Origin of the sequence: Porifericola rhodea, assembly GCF_030506305.1 — a bacterium.
Lineage (GTDB): Bacteria > Bacteroidota > Bacteroidia > Cytophagales > Cyclobacteriaceae > Catalinimonas > Catalinimonas rhodea.
In genome coordinates this window covers 5,254,221-5,278,755 of sequence record NZ_CP119421.1, presented here as the reverse complement: position 1 = coordinate 5,278,755, position 24,535 = coordinate 5,254,221, and the positions used below count along the sequence as shown (strand labels likewise).

Here is a 24,535-nt window from a genome sequence, read left to right as displayed (position 1 = left end):
AAATAAAACCATTTTGCTTCAAACACATATTGACCATTTTTTTCACAAAAAAAGGCTGACAAAAACTGTCAGCCTCTAAAGTTCCATTTTATTTTATCTACTATTTTACAGCTCCGTCTTTAATCTCTTCTACTACGTCAGGGTTGAGTAGAGTCGAAGTATCACCCAGGCTGGAAGTATCTCCCTGAGCTATCTTTCTGAGAATGCGTCGCATAATTTTTCCAGAGCGTGTTTTAGGTAAGCCTGGTACTATCTGAATTTTTTCAGGCTTGGCAATCGGACCAATAATTTTATTTACTGTCTCCGTAATCTCACGCTTTAGGTTGGCTTCTGATCTGTCGGTAAGGTCACATATTACAAATGCATATATACCCTGCCCTTTAATGTCATGAGGGTAGCCAACTACAGCTGACTCAATCACTTTAGGGTGCTCATTGATAGCATTCTCAATTTCCGCAGTTCCCATACGGTGACCAGAAACATTGATTACATCATCTACTCTACCTAATATACGATAGTAACCATCTTCATCTCTTTTAACACCATCGCCAGTAAAGTAATGACCTTTAAAAGCAGAGAAATAGGTCTGTCGGCATCGCTCATGGTCACCGTAGGTTGTTCTGAGAATTGATGGCCAGGGAAATTTAATACAAAGGTTACCCTCTACACTATTACCTTTCAGCTCGTTGCCTTCATTATCCAGAATGACTGGCTGTATACCAGGTAGGGGAAGCGCAGCATACGATGGTTTGGTAGGTGTAACTCCTGCGATAGGAGATATGAGGATGCCTCCAGTTTCTGTCTGCCACCAGGTATCTACAATAGGACAGCGGTTTTTACCTACATGATCATGATACCAGTGCCAGGCTTCTTCGTTAATCGGCTCACCTACAGAACCTATCACTCGTAAAGAGTCTAGCTTGTAGGGTTGTATAGGCTCGGTACCATGTGCCTGTAGCGCCCGTATAGCGGTAGGTGCTGTATAAAATTGATTTACCTTAAATTTGTCTACAATCTGCCAGAACCTTCCTGCATCAGGGTAGGTGGGTACCCCCTCGTACATCAGGGTAGTGGCTCCTGCGAGCAGTGGGCCGTAAACAATATATGAGTGGCCTGTAATCCAGCCTACATCGGCAGTACACCAGTATACATCTCCGGTGCTGTATTGAAATACGTTCTGAAAAGAATAATCTGTATAGACCATATAGCCCCCACAGGTATGTACTACTCCTTTGGGTTTGCCGGTAGAGCCTGAGGTATAGAGGATAAAGAGCATATCTTCTGAATCCATCTCTTCTGCTTTACACTCCGGTGACATACCTTCTATCGCATCCTGCCACCAGATATCACGCCCTTCTTTCATTTCTACCTCTGCACCGGTACGGCTCAGTACAATTACTTTTTCTATGGTGCTGGTATTTTCCAGAGCTTCGTCTACTACCTTTTTTACGGGTATATTTTTAGAACCTCTGAAGTTACCATCAGAGGTTAGTACCATCTTAGCTTCGCAATCGTTAATACGATCGGCGAGTGAAGAGGCAGAGAAGCCGGCAAATACCACTGAATGTACTGCGCCTATGCGGGCACAGGCAAGCATCGCTATAGCTGCCTCAGGCACCATAGGCATATAAATGATGACACGATCGCCTTTTTCTACGCCATTTTTTTTCAGGGCGTTAGCAAATCTACAAGTCTCTTCGTAGAGCTGGCGGAGTGTTAAGGTTTTATGCTCTTCGTCGGGTTCGTTGGGCTCCCAGATAATGGCCGGATGATCGCCCTGAGTAAAAAGATGCCTTTCAAAAATATTTTCGGTAATGTTGAGTTTTCCGTTAAGAAACCACTTTACATCAGGTTTCTCAAAATCCCATTCTACTACCTTGTCCCATTTCTTGCGCCAGTAAAATGATTCAGCAATTCTTGACCAAAATTTTTCTGGTTGTTGTACGCTTCTGTCATAATCATGAATATATCCTGCCAGCGTTTGGATTTTGTGACTCATGGTGTTGTATCTAATTAGGTCTTGTTAAAAAATTAGTCTTTTGCACCGCTAATATTAGCAATTAATCAACGCAATCAAAAGAGTTTAGGGGCTTGCATCTTAATGAGAAGTTGCTTTTCCAGCTCCTCTCGGGTATCTGATGTCTTCTACTATTTGCTGTACGCTAGCTGGAGGAGCGGGGCTGAGCTGGCATACTATAAGCGAAACAGCAAAGTTGATCAGCATGGCAATAAAGCCAAATCCTTCTGGAGAGATACCAAACCACCACTCGGCTTCGGTTCCACCACCCAGCAGGTTGAATTTAAATTTAAGGATGTAGAAAATCATGGATAGCAAGCCTACTATCATACCACTGATAGCTCCTTCTTTATTCATCCGTTTGTAAAAGATGCCCATAATAATAGCCGGGAAAAAAGAGGCAGCGGCCAATCCAAAAGCCAAAGCTACTACTGCTGCTACATAGCCGGGAGGATTGATGCCAAAGTAGCCAGCGATAACTACCGCCACCGCTGCTGCCAGACGAGCAACTATTAGCTCACCTTTCTCATTAATATCTGGTAGAATTTGTTTTTTTATTAGATCGTGCGCTACAGAAGTTGAGATGACTAACAAAAGTCCAGCGGCTGTAGAAAGTGCCGCAGCCAGGCCACCCGCGGCTACCAAAGCAATTACCCAGTTGGGCAAGTTTGCTATTTCCGGGTTGGCCAATACCATAATATCACGGTCTACATACAGTTCGTTGGCAGAGGATTTATCAGCATTATTGACAAGTCGCTGTCCGTAAGTACCATTTTGCCCTTCTACAAACTCAGGAGTAATGCCATTAATAACCGCTCCATTAGAATATTGTACCTTACCATCATCATTCTTATCTACCCAGGCAAGTAGCCCGGTCTGTTCCCAGTTTTTAAACCATTCGGGTATACCACTATAACTTTTATTGTTAATTGTTTCTATCAGGTTTACCCGTGCAAATGCCGAAATGGCCGGAGCTGTAGTATACAGTATGGCAATAAAGACAAGGGCATAGCCGGCGGAAATCCTTGCATCTTTTACCTTGGGTACGGTAAAAAAACGAACAATCACATGTGGTAAGCCAGCTGTACCCACCATAAGTGCCGCGGTAATCGCAAAAACATCCATCATACTTTTGCTGCCATCTGTATAGGCAGAAAAACCTAACTCCTGATTGAGACCATCCAGTCGGTCTAGCAGAAAAGTTTCGCTGCCTTCTATAGTGGCTCCAAAACCCAGTTGAGGAATAGCATGCCCGGTTAACTGTATGGAAATAAAAATAGCAGGCACCATAAAAGCGAAAATTAGTACGCAGTACTGGGCTACCTGGGTATAGGTGATACCCTTCATGCCGCCTAGAACAGCATAGAAAAATACGATTGCCATCCCGATAACCACTCCCCACTCAATATCTACCTGTAAAAAGCGAGAAAACACAACTCCCACGCCACGCATCTGCCCGGCAACATAAGTGAAAGACACAAAAAGGGCGCATATGACTGCCACTGTACGGGCCAGCTCGGAATAATAACGGTCTCCGATAAAGTCGGGCACTGTAAACTTTCCAAACTTTCGTAAATAGGGGGCAAGCAAAAGAGCCAGCAATACATAGCCGCCCGTCCAGCCCATAAGATAAACAGCTCCATCAAACCCCATAAATGAGATGAGACCCGCCATTGAGATGAAAGAAGCTGCGGACATCCAGTCAGCAGCAGTTGCCATACCATTGGCCAGGGGAGGCACTCCGCCGCCAGCTACATAAAAGTCTTTAGTAGATCCTGCTCTAGACCACACGGCTATGCCAATGTAGAGCGCGAAGGTTAGGCCTACGATGATGTAGGTCCAAATTTGTACATCCATAATATGATAGAACTAGATTTAGGTTGTTGTATGCAGTACTCGTTAGTATTAGTACAGCTTTAGCTATACAAATATGTAAATAGATTGCGCTACTGCAAATATGTGAGGGATTAGTTGGTTCTAAAGCTCTAACTTTTGTACAAATATCAGACACACAAAAAAAACGGAAGCCTTTTCAGGAGCTTCCGTTAATAATCGACTAAGCATAAAACCAAATCAACTCTCTACTTCTTGTAGAGTAGGGTAATCCAGGTATCCTTTTTTACCGGGTACATAAAAAGTATCGCTGTCCCATTCATTGAGTGGTGCACCTTTTTCAAATCTCTCAACCAAATCAGGATTAGAGATATATGGCTTACCGTAAGCTACCAGGTCAGCATCTCCTTCTTCTATCACTCTGTTTCCTTTCTCCTGATCAAAATTTGTGTTGATAATCAATGTGCCTTCATAAATTGGACGATAACGCTTGGCAATTTGTGTTTCTGCATAGGGTACATTAGAAACATCAGTAAAAGGCTCAGAAAGATGAAGATAGGCTAAATTGTATTCGTTGAGTCTTTTAACAATGTAATCAAAAGTAGGTATAGTATCCTTATTAAGCTCCATGCCAAATACGCCATGTAGAGAAGGATTAAGGCGTAACCCAATCCTATTCTCAGGCATTACTTCTTTAATTTCGTCGATAATTTCAAAAAGGATGCGGGCACGGTTTTCTATGCTTCCTCCATATTCATCTGTTCGGGTGTTAGAGGTACTGCTAAAAAACTGGTGTAGTAGATACCCGTTGGAAGAGTGAATTTCTACGCCATCAAAGCCGGCTTCCCAGGCGTTTTTAGCACCTTGTTTAAAATCTTGAATAGTTTCTTTAATCTCCTCCAGGCTTATAGCTTTGGGAGTTACGGTGTCTTTAAACCCTTGAGGTGTATAGGATTGAGCATTTGGGTTGAGCGCAGAAGGGGCTAGAGGAAGTTCTCCGTTATGAAAATCGGGGTGCGACATACGCCCAACATGCCAGAGCTGTAAAAATATTTTTCCATCCGCCTCGTGTACTGCCTGAGTTACTTCTTTCCACCCTTCTACCTGTTCCGGCGTATGTATACCTGGGGTATTAATATAACCTACAGCACGTGGAGAAATTTGTGAACCCTCAGTGATGATAAGCCCTGCAGAGGCTCTTTGCTTATAGTACTCTCCCTGCAATTCGCGGGTGGGTACATTGCCCGGGTTATCAGCACGGCTACGGGTCATAGGAGCCATAACCACACGGTTTTTCAGCTCCAGATCATTCATTGTATATTTTTGTAACAAAGCTTGATTCTTACTCATTATAATAGTGTTTAGTTTTCTTTTTCAGAACAATTAAATACATTGGAATAATTGTATAAACAAATAACGTATGCGAAAGTGTTAGGTTTAATTATAGCTAAAAAAACTTTTAATACTGGTCTGGGTTAGATTGCAGGCTCAAGCCTGTTGACGATGCTATGCTTTCACCTTATGTTTATGCAAAAACTTTAAACACCTCTAAATATTCTAGAATAAGCGATTCATTGCTTATTTTGTAATTACACAAACTATCAATCCATTTTTTACTATGAAAAAGCACATGATTTCATTTCCAAAATCAACAGCTCTTTACAGGCATTGCCTGCGTCTTTGTATGCTTACGCTCAGTGCCGGACTGCTCTGGGCTTGTGAAAATAATACAGCCACGGAGGAACAAAAGTCCGATGCTGAGGCCAAACCTGAGTTTGTTGCAGATGAAGATAATGGTTCTATTTCTCTAGAGAACGGCTTTAAAGCCTATGTAGTCGCTGATAATCTTGGCAAAACCCGCCATATGGCCATTCGCGATAATGGTGATATTTATATTAAGGTTAGAGAGCCCAAAAATGGTGGTGTACTTGCATTAAGAGACACTACTGGTGATGGGCGAGCAGATGTACAGGAATATTTTGGAGAAGACGTGGAGGGTTCAGGTATCGCCATTCATGAGAATTATCTATACTATGCTTCTAATACGACTGTTTATCGTGTTCAACTAGACGATAATGCACTAACCCCCAGCGGTGAGTCAGAAGTAGTTATTGATGGCTTCCCTGAGCAACAGCAACATGCAGATAAAACTATAACTTTTGATAATAGTGGACATATTTATGTAAACATTGGTGCCCCATCCAACGCTTGTCAGGAAAAAATGCGTACTCCTGGTTCTCCGGGTATGGACCCCTGTCCTCAACTAGAAAAGCAGGCAGGTATCTGGAGATTTGATGCTAACAAGCTAAATCAAAGTCAGGATGATGGTATTCGTTACGCAACTGGTATCAGAAATGCAGTAGCTCTAGACTGGAACACAAATGTAGATGGGTTGTATGCCTTACAACACGGTAGAGACCAGCTTAGCAGTCTTTGGCCAGAATATTTCAATGATTCTACCAGTGCGGAGTTACCTTCAGAAGAGTTTTTAAAAGTAGACGAAGGAGATGATTTTGGATGGCCTTTCTGCTACTACGATCCTAACCAGGACTTAAAATTACTTAGCCCGGAATATGGGGGTAATGGCGAAGAAGTAGGAAGATGCGAAAGTGCCAAAGATCCTATTATGGTATTTCCTGCACACTGGGCTCCTAACGATCTTGTGTTTTATACGGGAGACCAGTTTCCTGAAGAGTATCAGGGAGGTGCGTTTATAGCTTTTCATGGTTCTTGGAACCGTGCGCCACTTCCTCAAAGAGGATATAATGTGGTTTTTGTACCTATGAAGGATGGTATGCCAAGCGGAGATTATGTTCGTTTTGCCGATGAATTTGCAGGTAGTGGTGGCGATGTAGAAAGCCCTGCCGATGCAGAGTTCAGACCAACTGGCTTAGCCATTGGCCCTGATGGCTCTCTCTATATCAGCGACGATACCAAGGGGCGTATCTGGAGAGTATTCCACGAAGGAGCAAGCCAGCTAGCTATGCGTTAGTCTTGTAACACCTTTTATACTAATAGAGAAAATCCCAGGGCTTTGCGAGCTTTGGGATTTTTTGTAATTTTCCCCAATCATTTAATTTAAATTGGATATTACCTTGAAAAAACTTAGCCTATTTTTAGTAGCCGCCAGCATGAGCTACCTGGTGGCTTGCTCTGGTGGAAGTGAAAGCGGCAGCGCAACAGAAAGTGAAAGTGCACAAAGCACTGACAATGCCCCAGCCACAGAGGAAAGTACTGCCAGTACTGTCTCTTCAGAAAAAATGGAAGTGGGACAAAAAGTGTACAGTCAGTACTGTATTGCATGTCATCAGAAAGATGGTAGTGGTGTACCTGGAGCCTTTCCTCCCTTGCAAGAGACTGAGTGGGTAAATGGTGAGACTGATACGCTTATTTCTATTGTACTCAATGGTCTTCAGGGTGAAATTACTGTAAAAGGAGAAACCTACAACAGTGCTATGACTCCACACAACTTTTTGTCTGATGATGAAGTAGCTGCGGTGTTAACATACGTGCGCCAGTCGTTCGGTAACAACTCAAGTGAAGTTAATGCTGAGCAGGTAGCAGAAATTAGAAACAAGCAGTAAGAGAGAATGTGTAAGCAGCTTTTATTAACTGGCCTACACCGACCTAAGTTGTAAAATTATTTTAGCAATGCTGGTACATATATGCCAGCATTTGCTGTTTATATACCTTTCAATACCAAAACAACATTAGACTTAAAGCGAATTAATACGAAAGGTAGATGAGCAGAAAGTGTGGTAAGATTCAAACAAAATATAATTAAATAGTATATGGCAGATAATAATTCGCAACAAAATAATCCTGTTAACCCAAATTCTGATAAAACTCCGCCCCAAATGTTTGGGCACCCTAAAGGTCTCTTTTACCTCTTTTTTGCGGAGCTATGGGAGCGCTTTAGCTTCTATGGTATGCGTGCGCTGCTCACCTTATATATGGTACAGCAGGTTTTTGAAGCCCTGGCAAATCGCGATACTGTTTCCGCTATTGTATATTCTTCTTATGGCTCTCTGGTTTATGCCTCACCTCTTATAGGTGGACGTATAGCAGACCAGCTTCTGGGCTATCGTAAGTCTATTATGCTGGGAGGTATATTTATGGCCATTGGGCATTTTGTGCTGGCTATTGAAAATAATATCGCCTTTTTTCTGGCTTTGGCCTTTATTATTGTAGGTAATGGTTTTTTTAAACCTAATATATCCACTTTTGTAGGGGCGCTATACCCTCAGGGTGACACCCGTAAAGACTCTGGATTTACCATATTTCATATGGGAATTAATATTGGCGCCTTTTTATCTCCCATATTATGTGGTTGGTTAGGTGCAAAGTATGGATGGCACTATGGCTTTGGTCTGGCGGGTATAGGAATGGTGGCCGGACTTATCTTCTTCAGACAAGGGGTGCAGAATGGTGTATTCCTAAACCATGGATTACCTCCCGTACCTTCCAAATTAGCCATTCGCAAGTATGGTATTTCAACTGAGCGCTGGGTGTGGATATTATCACTGGTAGCTGTACCGATAATAGCTATTTTGTTATCTTCTTATCAGTTTATTGCCGGAGGCACCAGCTTTATGGGAAAAGTAACTATTGTTAACCTCTTGTTCTATGCTCTTAGTTTGTTCATATTAGGTTATATAGGCTGGGTAATGTACAATATTGACTCAAAAGCACGTAAACAGTTAGCAGTAGCGATGTTTCTAACGGTGTTCATGACACTTTTCTGGGGGTTCCATGAACTGTCTGGAAACATAATTACTCTCTTCTCTGAAAGAAATGTTGTACTAGATGTATGGTTGTTTGATAACGCAGCTGCTACCAATGCGCTAAACCCATTGTTTATTATTTTACTGGCTATACCAGTATCTGCCCTTTGGGTAAAGTTAGCCAAGGTGAACATTAACCCCCGAACTCCTTATAAATTTGCGTTAGGCTTAGCTCTTTTAGGCGTTGGTTTTTACATTCTATTCCTCAGCAAAGGTGCAGCAGACGCACAGGGTATGGTACCTTTCGTATATCTGGTGCTTATGTACCTCTGTCTTTCTTTAGGCGAGCTGTTTACCTATCCGGTAGGTTTATCTAAAATTACAGACCTTTCTCCACAAACAATTGTAGCATTTATGATGGGAGTATGGTTCTTATCGTCTGCCTACGCTTTTCAGATTGTGGGCTTTGTAGGCCAGCGTCTGGCTATTGATAATCTGGCTTCGGGAGAAGAGGTTTCTTCGCTACAAACTCTGGAGCTTTACACTTCCGGTTTTGAGTCGGTCGCTTATGTTGCTTTTGGTGGTGCAGTAGTTGTCGTTCTCTTGTCCCCGCTTCTTAATCGTTGGATGCACGAGGTACACTAAACTAAAGTAGAAATTTAAATTATAAGCCGCTCTAGTATAACTAAAGCGGCTTTTTTTAGCGTAGTGCAATGCCGTTAGTTTTAATTTAAATGCTACTTAGTAGCTTTACAGTCAAACTCATTTAAAATATTTAAAACCACTGTTTCGCTCTCTCTGAGTAAGCTCTTGTGTTTATTACTTAGTTTCAGTTTTTTTTTACTCATATAAGCTTTAGCATCAAAATCCTCCAGCACAGCTTTTTCTAAGATTAAAGGATGCATGTAGTATTCTCTACAGACACTCAGGGTATTGCCCAACTCCTGAGCTACTTTTTTTACAAGCGTAGACTCCAGCTTTAGGCGTGGGTTTTCTTTAATCTCTTCAAGAGCAATTTCCCTTTTCTCTACTGTCATAATGGTGCCTCCCCAGGTTCTAAAATCTTTGCAGGAAAATGATTCTCCGGCAATTTGGTGCAGATGTTCGTTTACATCCTGAGAACTAATACTTTGGTACTTCTTATTAACATCCCGATAGGTGAAAATTTCGTAACCTGGCAGGTCAGCGCATTCTTTGACCAGTTTAGTGAGTTGGTTGTTTTGTAGATTAATTTTTCTGTATTTTCCACTTTTGGCTTTGTATTCCAGTCTACCTACACCTTGTTCAAAATCAAGATGCTTTCGTCTGAGGGTAGTAACGCCAAATGTTTCATTCTGCTCTTTATAGTATTGGTTACCTATACGAATATGATATTCGTCCATCATTTGAATTACCAGAGAGATCACTTTTTCTTTAGGCCAGCCTTTTTCCTGAAGATGAGCCGAGGTGTACTCCCTAATGGAAGGTAGGGCTAAACCAAACTCTCTAATACGATTAAACTTGGCCAGGTTACGAAAAGTAACCCAATCCTGATGGTAAATATATTGCTTGCGGTTTTTTTGATCGTAGCCTGTCGCCTGCAGATGACCATTAGGATCCTGGCATATCCATACTTTTTTCCACATGGGCGGGATTCCTAGTGCCTTGATACGCTCAACGATTTTAGGATTCTCTATTCTGTCTCCATTATGCAAATGGTAGCTAAATCCTCTTCCTCTTTTAATTCGGGTATATCCCTTTTCGGCATGGGATATATACACCAGATTGTCCGGGCATTCTACGATCTCTTGCACTGCTCTAAAACTTATAATGGAGAAAAAGTTACTGACACTCAAAAAGTGCCAGCAAGCTTGTGTGTAGATTTGATAATTATTAATAATGTTCTTCTAAACCAACGGCCACATTTCTACGGATTAGTAGTTTAGTTACACTTACCATAATACCGGTAAGTACCGTAAATAGAAAAGCTTCTTTCCAGGAGACATTCCTAGAAGCAGGATTTTCTGGTGGCTCGGTATTAGTGCTAACTTTCCATAAATATTTGATCAGGCGCCTTACCACTATTGCGGAAACTAGAGTTAGTCCACTCACCATATACTCTTTGAATTGGTCGTCGTCGGTATGTTCTTTCAAGAACTCTTTAGGCTTTTTCATCTTGTATTAATTGTAAAGGTTTATTCAAATTAGAAAACTTTATAAAAGGACTGCGCTTATACAGTCCTTTACAATATTTATAATTTAATGCTGCCTAGCGAGATAATACCACAAATGCGTGAATAACGCCGGGTAACCATCCGATTAATGTTAAAATCAGATTGATCCAAAATTTGCTGGACAAACCATACTTCATCGCTACGCCTAATGGTGGTAAAAAAATTGCCAGAATAATTGATAATAATGACATACTATTCAAATTTGAGTTAAAAAAATGATTTATAATTAATGTGATACTCACTTTTGCAAGTCTCTTTTTTATAAGAACAAAAGCCCCTTAAATGTTTGTATACGCTTAATAAAAATGAATATCCTTATTTTTAGAAAGTGTTCCACATAATGTAGAATACTTTCCTCGGAAAAAGCTGGCTATAACAAGCCTAGCGTATTGAAAGAATACTTTTAAGCTATAAAAAAAGCCCTGTAATTCGCCAGAAAGCCCATTTTTAGAGTATTATCAGTTTTATACATGGAATTGGCACGGCATTTACAGTATATATTGCTAAACAAATAAACCAGACCAATAGTATGAGACTTATATCAGGAATTGTAGTAGGACTTTTAGCAGGTGTAGCCACAGGTATATTAACAGCACCTGATAAAGGAATTAAAACTCGTAAAAGGTTTAACAAAGACAGCAATAGGTTTCGCAAAGACCTTGAAAAATCAATTAACAAAAACATTGATGGTCTTGCAGAAGCAATTAGCAAAGGAATGCATAGATCTTCTAAAAAAAGTAAAAAATCAATTTTCAGCTTTAAATAAGCTTGTAAAACGAATAAGTACTTTTTTGATTCCTCACTTTTTAAGCTGTTTGTTACCTGAAATTAAGATATTTGATAGGACGGAGGAAATTCAATGGTCCTTTAGGTAAACTTTTTAGATCTTTTTTGATTATAATATTTACACACAATTTTTTTATTAAACCAAACTTTTTCAGACATGAAAACCAATTTCAATAAAGTAGCATCATTAGTACTTGCTTCAGTTTTTTCAATGTTTTTATTCGCTCAGTGCGACTCACCTAACCAGAACAACGCAGGTGACCAAATGGAAGACACTGATATTATGGAAGACAATGACATGGAGCAAATGGAAGCTAACTGGGAGCAGGAGCAGGAAGAGTGGGAAGCCGCTATTCAGAACAGAATTAGCAAAGTAGAAAACGACATGGAAAATGCTTCTGAAGACGCTAAAGCTGAAATGGAAGAAGAATTAAATGAACTTAACAGCGATCTTGAAGAAGTTAAAAACGCTACTGAAGATAACTGGAATGAATTGAAAGCAGATCTTAACGAGTCTTGGAATGATCTGAAGCAAAACATTCAGAGCGAGATCGATAGCTAATCATTAATACATAAACTATGAGAAATCAGGGTGTTTGCCCTGATTTTTTTTTGTCTGAAACAAAAGTTACTTTCAGTAAAAGGGCTAAAAATGGCGCTTTACAACCTATGAACAGAGAAAAGTTTTTATTTATCATCAATCCAATATCTGGTGGTGTAGATAAGTCTAAGTATTTGCAAAAAGTTAAAGAGATACTGGGTAGCCATAAAAAAAGCTATCAGATTTACGAAACCAAAGGAGTAGATGAAGATCGTGAATATGCCCTAGAAGCAATGAATGCGTATCAGCCCGATGTGGTGGTTGCTGTAGGAGGGGATGGTACATGTAACTTTGTAGCAGATACCATTAAAGATAGAAATGTATTGTTTGGTATTGTTCCTCTGGGCTCTGCAAATGGATTGGCCAGAGAATTAGGAATAAACGAAAATCCTGAGCAAGCTACCAGGCTTCTGATTGAAGGCAAGAAACAGGCTGTAGATGCTTTAATAATTAATGATAAACACCTTTGTCTACATTTAAGCGATATAGGTCTGAACGCCAAAGTGGTAAAAAGATTTGAAGAAGAAAAAATCAGGGGTAAACTAGGTTATTTTAAGCAGTTTATGCGAGAGATTTTTCAAACTGTGCCTAAAAAATTTCGCTTTGAGATTAAGGGGCATAAGTTTAAGAAGAAAGCTCATATGGTAGTGATAGCCAACGCCCGGCAATATGGTACTGGGGCGGTAGTAAACCCAGTAGGGCGTATAGATGATGGCAAGTTTGAGATATGTATCGTAAAGCCGTTTCCTCGCTATGCAATTCTCTCAATTGCCTACCATATGTTTAAAGGTAGCTTAAAGACTTCTCCCTACATCAAAATTCTTTCGTGTAGAGAGATTACTATTCAAAACCCTCAAAAAGAAGTGCTTCAAATTGATGGTGAAATTAAAGGCTATCCAGAAGAAGTAAGTGTTCGTATAGAAAAACACGCTTTTCAGATCATCATACCTGGTAGCTAATGTTTTACTATTCCTGATTAACCATTCTGTCTAGTACTATTTGCAGATCACTAGACATCCTTTTATTAAAAGTTTTTTCGTCTACAATAGATTTAAGTGCTTTTGGTGGTAAATAACCCTTTTTTATCGCATCTACGGCTGCAGCTTCTGTATCTTCTACCAAAATCATTTCTGTATTATATTCTTTTAAAGAGTCTGCAATTTTTTGTACGGCATCGTGTCTGGAGCGCTTTACATCCCTTATGTAAATTGTATTAATTCTTTCAGCGTATTCTTTTACAATCTGGCTGTAAATTTCGGCATCGTGCTGCCCGCTATCACCGATCAGAATAAACTCTCTTTCTTCGTGCAGGTTCAGAATATGACGTATTTTATCCAGTTTATGGTTATGGTTACCTCCACCTGCTTTCCAGATTTTTTTCAGTGATACTTTTACTTCACGTAGTAAAAAAGGGCCTTTTGGTAAATCATGGTGAAGACAAAAGTCAGTTAATAAATCATAGAGGTTCCACTCGCTGCTGGATACGTAGAAAAAAGGGTTAAAATTTTTCTCATCGTTATTTTGAGTGCCTTTTTCTAATGCGCAATAAAATGCCGCTACACCATCAAAGGGAAGACGAGTTTTAGCATTTTTAAATAACATGAGGCGCAGCTTTTTCCTCATATTGGTGGCGTGCGAGATCAATAGTGTATCATCAATATCTGTTATTACGCCAAACTGTGCTTTCTTTCTTGTTAACAATATTTCGCCTACGCTTTCGGTATAGATGCGATCATTTCTCTTAATATAAAAGCGTATTGGCTGCCAATCTTCGTCATTGATAACACCTTGAGGAACTACTTGGTTAACTATAAAAAAACCATCATCGTCAGTAACATACTTTTTAGTCTCACCATTAAATTCTGCATACACCTCAACCTCAGATATGCCACTGCTACTGTACCGCTTGATCATAGCCAGTAGGTTTTGCCACAGGCTATCACTTTCTTCTGGCTGAGATAAACCTGTATCTTCAATAACTCGCCCTTTTATAAAAAACTGGTAATGGTTGCCATAACCCCTATAAGGTTGGATGATTGGTTTGCCTACCCAGCCTAGTTTTTTCTTTACAAATGACTTAAACTTACGGAAAGGATAGTTGATAATATCAACTACAATCGTAAATAGATCCATTCTTATAACATTTGATAGATATCATAAAAAAGCAAAGGACTTTGCCTTTGCTTTAGTAATCTGTTTCAAATTTAAATTATGAATGTGTGATCTCTGATTCAAATTCAAGTAACTGACTCTTAGTACCCTTAATCATTTTAAGTTGCTCCTGCACTTTTTCTTCCAGGTATGCAGGCAATTTTCCTCTTAGGGCATCGGTATATTTTTCAATAGCATGATTTTCTCCGCGTATGCATTCATCTAATACAGCTTTGGTATCATTGCCACTAAGTCCAGCTTTAAAATCTAACCATCCTCTATGTAATTTACTCAAAATAGAATCGTCACCTTTAGCTTCCTCTCCAAAATCTTTGATAAGATCATTTTCCAACTCTCCGCGGAATAGAGCTCTTTGTTGAGACAAGCGATAGAGAATAGTCTTAAAATCCTGTACTTCTACCTGTTCAGAAGCACGTTTGTAACCTCTTTCACCTTCTGCACAAATAGCAATCAATTCATTGATTGTATTAGTTATTTCTTTATTTCTTTCCATAGTACTCATAAAAAATAGAATTTAGATTTAAAAAATGTTGCTCACTTATGGGGAAAGTGTAGAAAAAAGTCTACATCAATTTTTTTAGGCTTTTCCCATAATCTTATAACTGTACAAAAGCTACTTTTTAATTTGATTATGTAGCTTATTGAAGCTGCCTAAAACAATCAACTTCTTTAAAAATATAAGAAGTTGATTAATAAGCAGATACCTCTTTAACAACTTCTGTAGTAAGGTGCATGTTTATAAATATTTGAAATTTCTGTCAGTTCCTATCATATATTTTTTGCTGATACATACCCTCACAACCACGTAATAAATATAGCTTATTGTAAATATTTATGAGTAGTTATAACTATATCATTATTTATTTTATGATAATATTTGACAAAAAAGTATTGTTTTTATGTTATAAGGTTGTTTAAAGTATTTTAAATTATAATAATTGTGCTATATTAGTTATGACAAATTAAACTACCTACTAAACATAGGCATGTAACTTATAAATTGTTTTGCACAAAAATTGATAGAGCTATGGTGAGAAAATACAACAGAGTAATGGATAAGTTTCAAATATCATTCAAATGTAGCAAGCAGCCTCAGGGAGCCAATGGCCTATTGGGGTTCGAGCCAGATAAGGCTTATATCGGTAGAGCTTATAATGGCTTGTATGAAGTTTCAACAGATTGGGGTAGGGGAAAGCCTACCATATTATTGGATAGAAAAATATTTGATCGCTATTTTGAGCTGGTCAGAGAAAACTAGGACAGTTTTAATATACAGAAAGCTAATTGCTTTCTGTTTTTTTTTATGAAGGTACATCAAATAAAAGAAAACTGCTTATATGTTAGCGATTTGGCAAAAACACGCCAATTCTATGAAAAGCTTATGGGGTTTGAACTTATAAGTTTTGTAGAAGGTAGGCATGTATTCTTTAAAGCTGGTAGTAGTGTGTTGCTGTGTTTTCTCCCAGAAGTGACCAAAAGTGAAACTAAACTTCCTCCGCATTTTGCCTATGGACAGCAGCATTTGGCGTTTGAGGTTGATCTTAAAGAGTATGAGGTATGGAAAGCCTATCTAAAAGAGCAGAATATAAGCATACTGCATGAACAGCACTGGAAGGATAATTTGTATTCGTTTTACTTCCATGATCCTGACCAACACGTATTAGAAATTTTACCTCCGGGTATTTGGGAGTAAACTATTAAACTTGCTGTGCGGAAACTAATATTTCCTGTGCTGCCATCACAATCAAACGATTGTTTCTACGATAATTAACACAGTTTTTAATGTACTCAGGTGAGTATCCTGTGATTTTACTGATTTCTAAATAGTCTTCTTGCTGAAGATGCTTTTTTATGTCCCTGATATTTTCCATATTTGTACTTGCTATAAGTACAAGTATATGCTTTAATAAAGTATATTGCAAGGAAAATAATTCTTAAATAAAGTATACTATAAATAAATGCCTGATAATCAGTATAAAAATCTTGTAAATGAGCGCTTCTTTGAGTGTATTAATATGCTTAAAAAAAGTAAGCAGGTGCATTCTGACAGGGAGTTTGCGACTAGTATAGATGTTTCTCCTTCTAACCTTGGGGATATCAAGGCCAATCGCCGCTCAGTAACGCTAGAGATTTTAAATCGTGCCTTTCAACGATTTGGAATAAATAGCGCGTATGTAATCACTGGAAAAGGAAAGCCTTTTCATGCTCAATCTGTTTCTGGAGAAAAAGATGAAGACCGTGCTACTGAAGTTATTGTTGTAGCCACACAAGATACAGAAGGAAATACTACTGTACCTCTCATTAATCATAAAGCTGCTGCAAATTATCTGACTGGCTACGAGTCTCAGGAGTGGTTTGAAGCGCAGGAAAGCATACAGCTGCCTACCTACATGCTTAAAGATGGACTTTGTTATGCTGTACAGGTCAGTGGGGATAGTATGGAGCCTACCTTAAGCGAAGACGATTGGGTAATTTGTCGTCTGTTAGATAAAAGTGATTACCGCTATATTAACGATGGTGCAGTATACGTAGTTGTTTCTGAAGAAAGAGGTATTCAGGTAAAAAGAGTGAAAAACCGACTACAGCAATATGGTTCTATTCGTTGTCTTTCCGATAACCCCAAGCATGAGCCTTACGAATTGCAGGAAGGTCAGATTATGCAACTTTGGAGAGTAGAGTGGCATCTAAGATCTCATTTGCCCGAAGTAAATTACGAGCTGGACGATATACAGGGTAAAATAACAAGTATGGCAGAAGAGATGAGAAAGCTTCAGCAAAAGCTCGGGTCTGTCTAGACGATATACAATAAAACCAGCTTATACTATCTCTTAGCCTTATGTATGGGCTAGCTGATTTTCTATTGCATTTTTTATATTAACTTTGCCAAAGTTTTGGGAGGCTATTCTCAAAACTTTTTTGCGTTAATAACTATTGTAATTACATACATTCACAGATAAGCCGATATTGCATGATCCATTATAAAAGTATTGAAGAGATAGAGCTGATGAGAGAGAGTGCGCAGATTGTTTCCAGAACTTTAGGCCTGATGGCTCAGGAAATTAAGCCCGGAATTACACCTCTATATTTAGACAAACTGGCAGAAGAGTTTATTCGCGATCAGGGAGCTGAACCTGGCTTTTTAGGGCTTTATGATTTTCCAAATACCTTGTGCATGTCTCTCAACGAAGCAGTTGTGCATGGCATACCTAATGATCGCCCATTAGAAAATGGCGATGTAATTTCTATTGACTGTGGGGCAAAGAAAAATGGCTTTTATGGTGATCATGCTTATACATTTGAGGTAGGTGAGGTCTCTTCTGAAATCAAGCAACTTTTAAAAGTAACGAAAGAAAGTCTGGATCTGGGCATAGAGCAAACCAGAGCTGGAAAAAGAATTGGCGATATTTCTTTTGCGATACAGCAACATGCGGAGAAGCATGGCTATGGTGTTGTAAGAGAGTTGGTAGGACATGGTTTGGGTAAAAAAATGCATGAGTCACCAGAAGTTCCCAACTTTGGTAAAAGAGGAAGAGGACCAGTAATCAAGAATGGATTAGTATTAGCCATTGAGCCCATGATCAATCTGGGTACACGCAGGGTAAAGCAATTAAGCGATGGCTGGACTATTATTACTGCTGACGGCCGCCCCTCTGCTCATTTTGAGCACGATGTAGCAGTTGTTAATGGTGAACCTGATGTACTATCTACTTTTAAATATATAGAAGAAGCTTTAGCAGCTAAAGTAAGCTAACAAGTCTAAGCTAAAAAATGTAGCTAGTGTTACGCTCCTGCGATTTATACATCTTTATTATAAAAGATATGATTCAAAAAAAAGCCCCAAACTGGGGCTTTATTATTTTAAAACTATTGTTTTTTAGGCACCTTGCTTAGCGGTGACTTCTTGTCTTCTACCAGAGAGCGTTCTGAATTCGCTGATCTGATCTACTAGTTCCTGCAACTCATCCAGATTAATATGCTGGTGTGTATCACACTTAGCAGTTCCTACTTCTATAAGGATGCCATCGTATAGGTACTCATCATCGTTCACTTTTAGCTTCATAGCCTCCACTGTTTTCTCCACAATCTGATCTCTCATTTTAGGGCCCAGAGAGTGACTAGGGTCAAAGTATGCAGCTATTTTACGATCAGCATGGCGTCTTTTGGTACGCATAGCAGTATAGTGGATAGGTAGATTACGGTATTCACCTTTAGCAGGCAGGTCACAACCTCTTTGGATAAGTATAGTTTCATCCGCAATAGAAGCATAGTTAACCAGTCCATCCCAAACGGTTTCAATACTGGTTTTGCCAGTAAAGTTAGGGCTCTCAGCTTTTTTGTATTCTTCACCCAGCCACTTACCGTTTTTAAGGCCTACTATCCAGCCGTGTTCTTCAGCGAAACCAGCCATTTGGCGAATGTGCCAACCCAATTGATCTACCGCTGAGTTCCATACCAGGAAAGGATCGTTAGCAAAAGATTTTTTGATACATGCTAGTTGAATAGCAGGTAGCATAATTTCAGAAGAAGGAATCAGGCCTGTATCTTTATATATCTTTTCAGCCATTACCACAGTGGGCAACTCCACAAGATCATCCGCATTACCGCCATGGCCGAAAATATTGAAGTTTTGCATAATCGCCTCAAAATCATAGCCCATGAATCCTGCGTCAGAATTTTCCATATCAAAATTAGTACGAGACTTCAGCCCGACAGTTCTGGCACCATAAAGTGCAGGCTTACCTTGAGCTTTGATCTCAGCCATCTTGTACACTTCTTCTATATTGAAGTCGTCAAGAGAATCGGGGCCAGCATAAATTTTTACTTCAGGATTTTTCATGATCAATGAATCAGGTATGCTAAACGTATAGCAATTTTGGAATTATAATTTACATAAGTTACAAACCTAATCATTTCCAAACTTTAATATAAACTTTTAGCCTAAAAAGTACTGGAGGGCTACATTTGATCTATGTTATGCGTAGATTTTTATAGTCATTTAGTACTAATTCAATAAAGACATATGCATAGGCTATTTTAAATTTAAATCGGTTGCATTATTTTAATAGGAGCGTAAGATTAAAGCAATAATTGATGCTATGCATTTTGAAAAATCATAAAAAAATATGTTTATATTCCTTTTCTTTTAATAATACACTTGTTTAATTAGATAAAAATAGGAAGATTTTATAAGTCTTTATATTTAATTCTTTACACTAAATGAGGAAAAAGCTACTAATACTCTATTTGAATACTCATTTTCTTTAACAATTATTCAACAAAACAATCTAATTATGAAAAATCATTTACCGCCTTGGCGGAAGTCCATGTTTTTCATCATGGCTTTCATGTCTTACAGTCTTTTTGCATGGTCGCAGGACAAAACCATTCGGGGTACTGTGACTGATGGGGAAACCCAGGAAACTTTACCGGGAGTAAACGTTGTCGTTAAAGGAACTACAACGGGTACCATTACAGATATTGAAGGAAAGTATACGCTAAACATTTCTGCTGATGCGCAAACGATTGTCTTTTCCTCAGTAGGCTATGAAAGCGAAGAGGTATCTATTAACAATCGTACAACTATAGACCATGTGATGATGCCTGATATTCAGTCACTCTCAGAGGTAGTTGTAGTAGGTTATGGTACACAGGACAAACGGGATGTAACCGCAGCAATAGCTTCCTTAGATAATGAGCAAATATCCAAAATTCCTGTTGCCAGCGGAGTGCAAGCTATGCAAGGTCAAGTAGCAGGGGTAGATGTGATGTCGTCAGGAGGGCGCCCAGGTCAGGCACCATCTATACGAATTCGTGGTAGGAGGTCTATTTCTGCTTCAAATGATCCACTATATGTTATTGATGGAATCCCCCAAACTAGTAGTACAAGTGCGATATTTGATATTAACCCTCAAGACATAGAGTCAATGGAGGTACTCAAAGATGCAGCAGCAACAGCCGTTTACGGTTCAAGAGGTGCAAATGGTGTAATTCTAATCACGACAAAAAGAGGTTCTTCTGGTAAAACTACAGTGTCATATGATGGATATTATGGTGTTTCATCTATCATCAATAAAGTAGATATGATGGACGGTGCTGAGTTTGCTGCAATGAAGCGAGAATCGAGACGTCGTGATCCTGAATCAAATCAAGTTGCTTATGATGGGGTGATACCAGCAGATGAACTAATTTTTGAAGATCCTATAGAGTTAGAATCAATTGCACTTGGGCGTTCCACAGATTATCAAGATCTAGTATTCGATAATGGTTGGCAAACAAACCATCAACTTGGAGTTAGAGGAGGGGATAAGAAAACTCAATTCAACGTCTCTTTAGGGTATTTTGATGAGCAGGGTATTATTTCTAATATGGATTACAGAAGAATTACAGGCCGAATTAACCTTGATCATAAAATTAATGATGTGTTTAAAGTAGGTATATCTACTTTACTTTCTAATTCAGTTCAAAATTATGGCTCAAATGCTACCATGGGTGAAGCCTTAGCAAATAATCCTTTAGGGCAGCCATATGATGATGAAGGTAATTTGAGGTTCTTACCAACCAATGATGGAATTCGTACTAATCCTCTTAACGAAATAGTTGAAGGAGCTTACGTAGATGAAAGAAAAATAAACAGGGTATTTGCTCCTGTGTATGTAGAAGCAAATATAACTGATGGGTTGACCTTAAAATCTACCTTTGGACCGGATATCAGACAAAGGCGCGATGGTGATTTTAGGGCAAGTCTTACAAATACTAATAGGGGGGGGCCAGCCAGCGCAGGAATATGGCAAAGAGAGGAGTTAGGTTATACATTAGAAAACCTGCTTACGTTTAATAAATCATTTGGTAACATTCATGATTTTAAATTTACTGCTCTTCAAAGTATACAGTCATTGAGAAGAGAATGGCATTCCACTTCTGTTTCTAACCTTCCTTATGAGTCTCAATCCTTTTATAGCTTAGGAACGGCAGAGGTTAAAGGGGATTTACATAGTCGCCTTGAAGAATGGACTTTGGCTTCTTACATGGGACGTATCAATTATGACCTTGCTGATAAATATCTATTTCAGGCTACATTAAGAGCAGACGGATCTTCAAGGTTAGCCGAAGGTAACAAGTGGCAGTATTTCCCAGGTTTTTCAGCCGGGTGGAGAATTATTGATGAAGACTTTATGTCTGGACTTAACTTCTTGTCAGAACTGAAATTAAGGGCTTCTTATGGTGCAGTAGGTAATACGTCTGTAGATCCTTACCAAACTTTTGGTAGACTGGAGCGTACTACTTATGCCTGGGATGAAACGCCAGCTTTTGGTTACAGACTGGGAGAAATCCCTAATGCCCTATTAGGGTGGGAGGTTTCCTCTACTATTAATGCAGGAGCAGACTTCGGTCTATTTGGAGGACGATTGTCTGGTAGTTTTGAATGGTATACTACTAATACTGATCACATTCTCCTAAGCCGTAATTTGCCTACGACGTCTGGCTATAATGATATCCTTCAAAATGTAGCTCTTACTGAAACTACAGGTATTGAAGTTGGCTTGACCGGAGTGATTATAGACAATCCTAATGGTTTTAGCTGGACTACAAATTTTAACTTTACTAGTTACGACGAACAAATTGCAGAGCTAGCTCTCAAAGACGAAAATGGTAAACCATTAGATGATGTGGGTAATAGTTGGTTTATCGGTCAGCCCATTAAGGTCTTCTACGATTACGAAAAAATTGGGATATGGCAATTAGGTGAGGAAGATTTGGCGCGCGATATGGAGCAAAAAGTGCCAGGTGAAATTAAGCTTAAGGATCAGGATGGTGATGGATTGATTACTCCTGACGATAGAATTGTATTGGGTACTGACGTGCCTGATGTAATGGGAGGATGGACTAACAATATAGATTATAAAGGCTTTAGCTTTAGCTTTTTCTTTTACTATCGTTTAGGGCATATGGTACGTAGTAGATTCCACGATAGTAATAATACGTTGTTTGCTCGTTACAACAATCTTGACGTTAATTATTGGACTATAAATAACCCTAGCAATGAAGCTCCCCGTCCTAATGAGAATCAGGAACGCCCTCGTAACGGATCTACTTTAACATACTTTGATGGAAGTTATGTCAAGTTAAGAAATGTTACTCTCGGGTATAACCTCCCTACCTCATTTACTGAGTCCTTAGGTATAAGCAGCTTGAGAGTTTATGCGTCTGCTCAGAATCCATGGTTCTGGTCTAAGTTTGAAACTTTTGATCCTGAAGTAGAAGATAATGATGATGATAATCAGCCTGGAGAAGTTGGGTCAGGAGTAGTACCAAGTAGCAGATTATTCTTAATAGGTGTTAACCTTCAATTTTAACGCTAAAACCTAAAGCAATGAAATCTAAGTTATTAATTATATCAGTCTCACTATTGGCCTTTTTTAGCCAGTCTTGTGAGGAATATCTAAAGGAAGAGCTTGTATCTGACGTTTCTGCTGCATCTTACTATACTACCCCCCAAGGGTTTGAAGATGCTGTAAAAGCAACTTATGCGGAAATGAAGAATTTCTATGGCCCGGAAATTGGCTTTACAATGACTGTTTTTGGGACAGATGTCCATACGAATGGCGCTGATGGAAGTCACAAAGCAATAAACAGGTACGATGGTGGTTTAAATCCTGAAGAGGGGTTTATCAGAGACACTTGGACCGTTTTTTATAGAGGGATCAACCAAGCCAATGCAGTTATCAACAGGGCAGGAGATGTAGAGATAGAAGATGAACTTAAAAACCAACGACTTGCGGAGGTTAGATTTTTGAGAGCTCTTTATTATTTTAACCTCACAAGAATCTATGGCGATATTCATTTAAGTCTTGAAGAGACTGAAGGAATAGAAACTACTGCTAACAAGACACCTGCCAGTGAGATATATTCTCAGGCGATTATTCCTGATTTAGAGTTTGCTATAAGTATACTCCCTAATTCACAGGCAGATTTAGGAAGGGTAACTAAACCAGCTGCTGAATATCTGTTAGGTTTAGCTCTATTGACAAGGAGCTATACAGATTTTAGTGCAAGTGATGATGCTTCAAGAGCAGAAGGACTATTTTCAAACATTATCAACAATTATGATTTTGAACTGGCCAATAACTATCTTGATCTGTGGGGTTTAGATACTTTAGGGGTTTCATCTAATATTTCTTCAGCTGAAGACAACCCTGAAATTATTTTTGCTGTACAAAACTCTAAAAACCAAGTAGACGAAGGGCTAGATGGTCAGGGGCATAGAGGACATTTATATTTTCTAATGGAGTATGATAAACTTCCTGGTATGACTCGTGATGTAGAAAACGGCCGTCCCTGGAAGAGATTTAGACCCACTGATTATCAATTAAGCTTATGGAACAGGGATATTGATCGTAGATATGATGAAACCTATAAACATGTATGGTATGCAAATAACGAAAGTAACATTCCTGTATGGACTCAAGATGAGGCGAATGCTGGATATTTACCAGATGGAGCGAGTGTGGGAGACTTAAAGTTTAATTTAGGAGATACAGCTATTTATATTCCTGGACCTGGACTAGAAGAAAACTGGGACGCAGAGGATAAGTTTAAAGCACCTTATATAGTAGTTACCCCAAATCCACAATTTGATACCGATCCGTGGTTTTACAGTGAGAGAGTATATCCAACGCTTAATAAATTCATTGACAACACACGTCCGAATAGGCAGCACACACAAGGGCAAAGAGACTTTTATCTTATGCGTCTAGGTGAGGTTTATCTATTGAGAGCAGAAGCTAGGATAAAACTTGGTAATACTGCAGGTGCGGCTGAAGACATAAATGTCATTCGTAGAAGAGCTGCTTGGGAAGGTATGGAAGATGAAATGACAATTACCCCTGCTGAAGCAACTTTAGAGTTTTTATTAGAAGAAAGAGCTAGAGAAATGGATGGAGAAGGACATCGCTGGTTTACCCTTGCAAGAACAGAAACATTAGTTGAAAGAGTGAGAATGTATAACCCTGAGGCAAAAGATAATATTCAGGATCATCATATTATTAGACCAATACCATTACAACAAATCGATAGAACCGAAGGAGGTTACCCTCAGAACCCGGGTTACCCTGGTGCAAGTGATGCTGGTTGATTAATATTAAATTTCTTACCTATGAAAGGTGGCTTTGTATTTGCCACCTTTTTTTTT

General features: G+C 39.1%; 22 protein-coding genes. 12 read left to right on the top strand and 10 right to left on the bottom strand.

Features of this window, described 5'->3' with window-relative positions:
* Nucleotides 1-100: 100 nt before the first annotated feature.
* From acs to PZB74_RS21670, 3 genes are all read right to left on the bottom strand, one after another.
* Complete coding sequence (gene acs / locus PZB74_RS21680) at nucleotides 101-1,999, bottom strand: acetate--CoA ligase (protein ID WP_302239448.1); 1,899 nt, start codon at nucleotides 1,997-1,999, stop codon at nucleotides 101-103.
* Nucleotides 2,000-2,098: 99 nt separating this feature from the next.
* A complete protein-coding gene (locus PZB74_RS21675) occupies nucleotides 2,099-3,874 on the bottom strand; it encodes a sodium:solute symporter family protein (protein ID WP_302239446.1) in 1,776 nt (591 codons plus the stop codon).
* A 216-nt stretch (nucleotides 3,875-4,090) separates the two neighbouring features.
* On the bottom strand, nucleotides 4,091-5,200 hold the full coding sequence (locus PZB74_RS21670) for an alkene reductase (RefSeq protein ID WP_302239444.1): 1,110 nt from the start codon (nucleotides 5,198-5,200) through the stop codon (nucleotides 4,091-4,093).
* A 268-nt stretch (nucleotides 5,201-5,468) separates the two neighbouring features.
* On the opposite strand from PZB74_RS21670, the gene PZB74_RS21665 reads away from it, so the two are divergent.
* From PZB74_RS21665 to PZB74_RS21655, 3 genes are all read left to right on the top strand, one after another.
* The gene (locus PZB74_RS21665) at nucleotides 5,469-6,842 is read left to right on the top strand and encodes a PQQ-dependent sugar dehydrogenase (RefSeq protein WP_302239442.1); all 1,374 of its coding nucleotides are present in this window, start codon (nucleotides 5,469-5,471) and stop codon (nucleotides 6,840-6,842) included.
* Between the two features lie 103 nt (nucleotides 6,843-6,945).
* Entirely contained in the window at nucleotides 6,946-7,434 is a 489-nt protein-coding gene (locus PZB74_RS21660) for a c-type cytochrome (RefSeq protein ID WP_302239441.1), read from the top strand.
* 207 nt (nucleotides 7,435-7,641) lie between these two features.
* On the top strand, nucleotides 7,642-9,219 hold the full coding sequence (locus PZB74_RS21655) for a peptide MFS transporter (RefSeq protein ID WP_302239439.1): 1,578 nt from the start codon (nucleotides 7,642-7,644) through the stop codon (nucleotides 9,217-9,219).
* Between the two features lie 92 nt (nucleotides 9,220-9,311).
* Here the strand turns inward: PZB74_RS21655 and PZB74_RS21650 are convergent, their stop codons facing one another.
* From PZB74_RS21650 to PZB74_RS21640, 3 genes are all read right to left on the bottom strand, one after another.
* A complete protein-coding gene (locus tag PZB74_RS21650; RefSeq protein WP_302239437.1) occupies nucleotides 9,312-10,367 on the bottom strand; it encodes a DNA topoisomerase IB in 1,056 nt (351 codons plus the stop codon).
* Nucleotides 10,368-10,446: 79 nt separating this feature from the next.
* The gene (locus PZB74_RS21645) at nucleotides 10,447-10,728 is read right to left on the bottom strand and encodes a DUF4235 domain-containing protein (RefSeq protein WP_302239435.1); all 282 of its coding nucleotides are present in this window, start codon (nucleotides 10,726-10,728) and stop codon (nucleotides 10,447-10,449) included.
* Nucleotides 10,729-10,822: 94 nt separating this feature from the next.
* Entirely contained in the window at nucleotides 10,823-10,978 is a 156-nt protein-coding gene (locus tag PZB74_RS21640; protein ID WP_302239433.1) for a YqaE/Pmp3 family membrane protein, read from the bottom strand.
* A gap of 338 nt (nucleotides 10,979-11,316) precedes the next feature.
* On the opposite strand from PZB74_RS21640, the gene PZB74_RS21635 reads away from it, so the two are divergent.
* The 3 genes from PZB74_RS21635 (at nucleotide 11,317) to PZB74_RS21625 (ending at nucleotide 13,133) form a co-directional block, all read left to right on the top strand.
* A complete protein-coding gene (locus PZB74_RS21635; protein ID WP_302239432.1) occupies nucleotides 11,317-11,553 on the top strand; it encodes a YtxH domain-containing protein in 237 nt (78 codons plus the stop codon).
* Nucleotides 11,554-11,730: 177 nt separating this feature from the next.
* The gene (locus PZB74_RS21630; protein WP_302239431.1) at nucleotides 11,731-12,135 is read left to right on the top strand and encodes a hypothetical protein; all 405 of its coding nucleotides are present in this window, start codon (nucleotides 11,731-11,733) and stop codon (nucleotides 12,133-12,135) included.
* A 107-nt stretch (nucleotides 12,136-12,242) separates the two neighbouring features.
* Complete coding sequence (locus PZB74_RS21625) at nucleotides 12,243-13,133, top strand: diacylglycerol/lipid kinase family protein (protein ID WP_302239429.1); 891 nt, start codon at nucleotides 12,243-12,245, stop codon at nucleotides 13,131-13,133.
* Between the two features lie 7 nt (nucleotides 13,134-13,140).
* On the opposite strand, the gene PZB74_RS21620 is transcribed toward PZB74_RS21625, so the two are convergent.
* Together PZB74_RS21620 and PZB74_RS21615 are read right to left on the bottom strand one after the other, a co-directional pair.
* Nucleotides 13,141-14,307 (bottom strand): App1 family protein phosphatidate phosphatase, encoded by a 1,167-nt coding sequence (locus tag PZB74_RS21620; RefSeq protein WP_302239427.1) that lies wholly within the window; start codon nucleotides 14,305-14,307, stop codon nucleotides 13,141-13,143.
* Nucleotides 14,308-14,383: 76 nt separating this feature from the next.
* Complete coding sequence (locus PZB74_RS21615) at nucleotides 14,384-14,848, bottom strand: ferritin-like domain-containing protein (protein WP_302239426.1); 465 nt, start codon at nucleotides 14,846-14,848, stop codon at nucleotides 14,384-14,386.
* A gap of 525 nt (nucleotides 14,849-15,373) precedes the next feature.
* Here PZB74_RS21615 and PZB74_RS21610 point away from each other — a divergent pair.
* Complete coding sequence (locus PZB74_RS21610) at nucleotides 15,374-15,604, top strand: hypothetical protein (RefSeq protein WP_302239425.1); 231 nt, start codon at nucleotides 15,374-15,376, stop codon at nucleotides 15,602-15,604.
* A gap of 45 nt (nucleotides 15,605-15,649) precedes the next feature.
* On the top strand, nucleotides 15,650-16,039 hold the full coding sequence (locus PZB74_RS21605; protein ID WP_302239424.1) for a VOC family protein: 390 nt from the start codon (nucleotides 15,650-15,652) through the stop codon (nucleotides 16,037-16,039).
* Nucleotides 16,040-16,043: 4 nt separating this feature from the next.
* Here the strand turns inward: PZB74_RS21605 and PZB74_RS21600 are convergent, their stop codons facing one another.
* Nucleotides 16,044-16,217 (bottom strand): hypothetical protein, encoded by a 174-nt coding sequence (locus PZB74_RS21600; RefSeq protein ID WP_302239423.1) that lies wholly within the window; start codon nucleotides 16,215-16,217, stop codon nucleotides 16,044-16,046.
* A gap of 87 nt (nucleotides 16,218-16,304) precedes the next feature.
* On the opposite strand from PZB74_RS21600, the gene PZB74_RS21595 reads away from it, so the two are divergent.
* The gene (locus PZB74_RS21595) at nucleotides 16,305-17,141 is read left to right on the top strand and encodes a S24/S26 family peptidase (RefSeq protein WP_302239421.1); all 837 of its coding nucleotides are present in this window, start codon (nucleotides 16,305-16,307) and stop codon (nucleotides 17,139-17,141) included.
* Nucleotides 17,142-17,314: 173 nt separating this feature from the next.
* Nucleotides 17,315-18,097 carry a type I methionyl aminopeptidase gene (gene map / locus PZB74_RS21590; protein WP_302239419.1) on the top strand — a complete coding sequence of 261 codons (783 nt, stop codon included), beginning with the start codon at nucleotides 17,315-17,317 and terminating at the stop codon, nucleotides 18,095-18,097.
* Between the two features lie 123 nt (nucleotides 18,098-18,220).
* On the opposite strand, the gene PZB74_RS21585 is transcribed toward map, so the two are convergent.
* Complete coding sequence (locus PZB74_RS21585) at nucleotides 18,221-19,183, bottom strand: hypothetical protein (protein WP_302239417.1); 963 nt, start codon at nucleotides 19,181-19,183, stop codon at nucleotides 18,221-18,223.
* A gap of 454 nt (nucleotides 19,184-19,637) precedes the next feature.
* Here PZB74_RS21585 and PZB74_RS21580 point away from each other — a divergent pair, with 454 nt between their 5' ends.
* Together PZB74_RS21580 and PZB74_RS21575 are read left to right on the top strand one after the other, a co-directional pair.
* Nucleotides 19,638-22,700: a SusC/RagA family TonB-linked outer membrane protein gene (locus tag PZB74_RS21580; RefSeq protein ID WP_302239415.1), complete on the top strand. Its 3,063-nt coding sequence runs from the start codon at nucleotides 19,638-19,640 to the stop codon at nucleotides 22,698-22,700.
* Nucleotides 22,701-22,717: 17 nt separating this feature from the next.
* On the top strand, nucleotides 22,718-24,478 hold the full coding sequence (locus tag PZB74_RS21575) for a RagB/SusD family nutrient uptake outer membrane protein (protein ID WP_302239414.1): 1,761 nt from the start codon (nucleotides 22,718-22,720) through the stop codon (nucleotides 24,476-24,478).
* Nucleotides 24,479-24,535 lie beyond the last annotated feature (57 nt).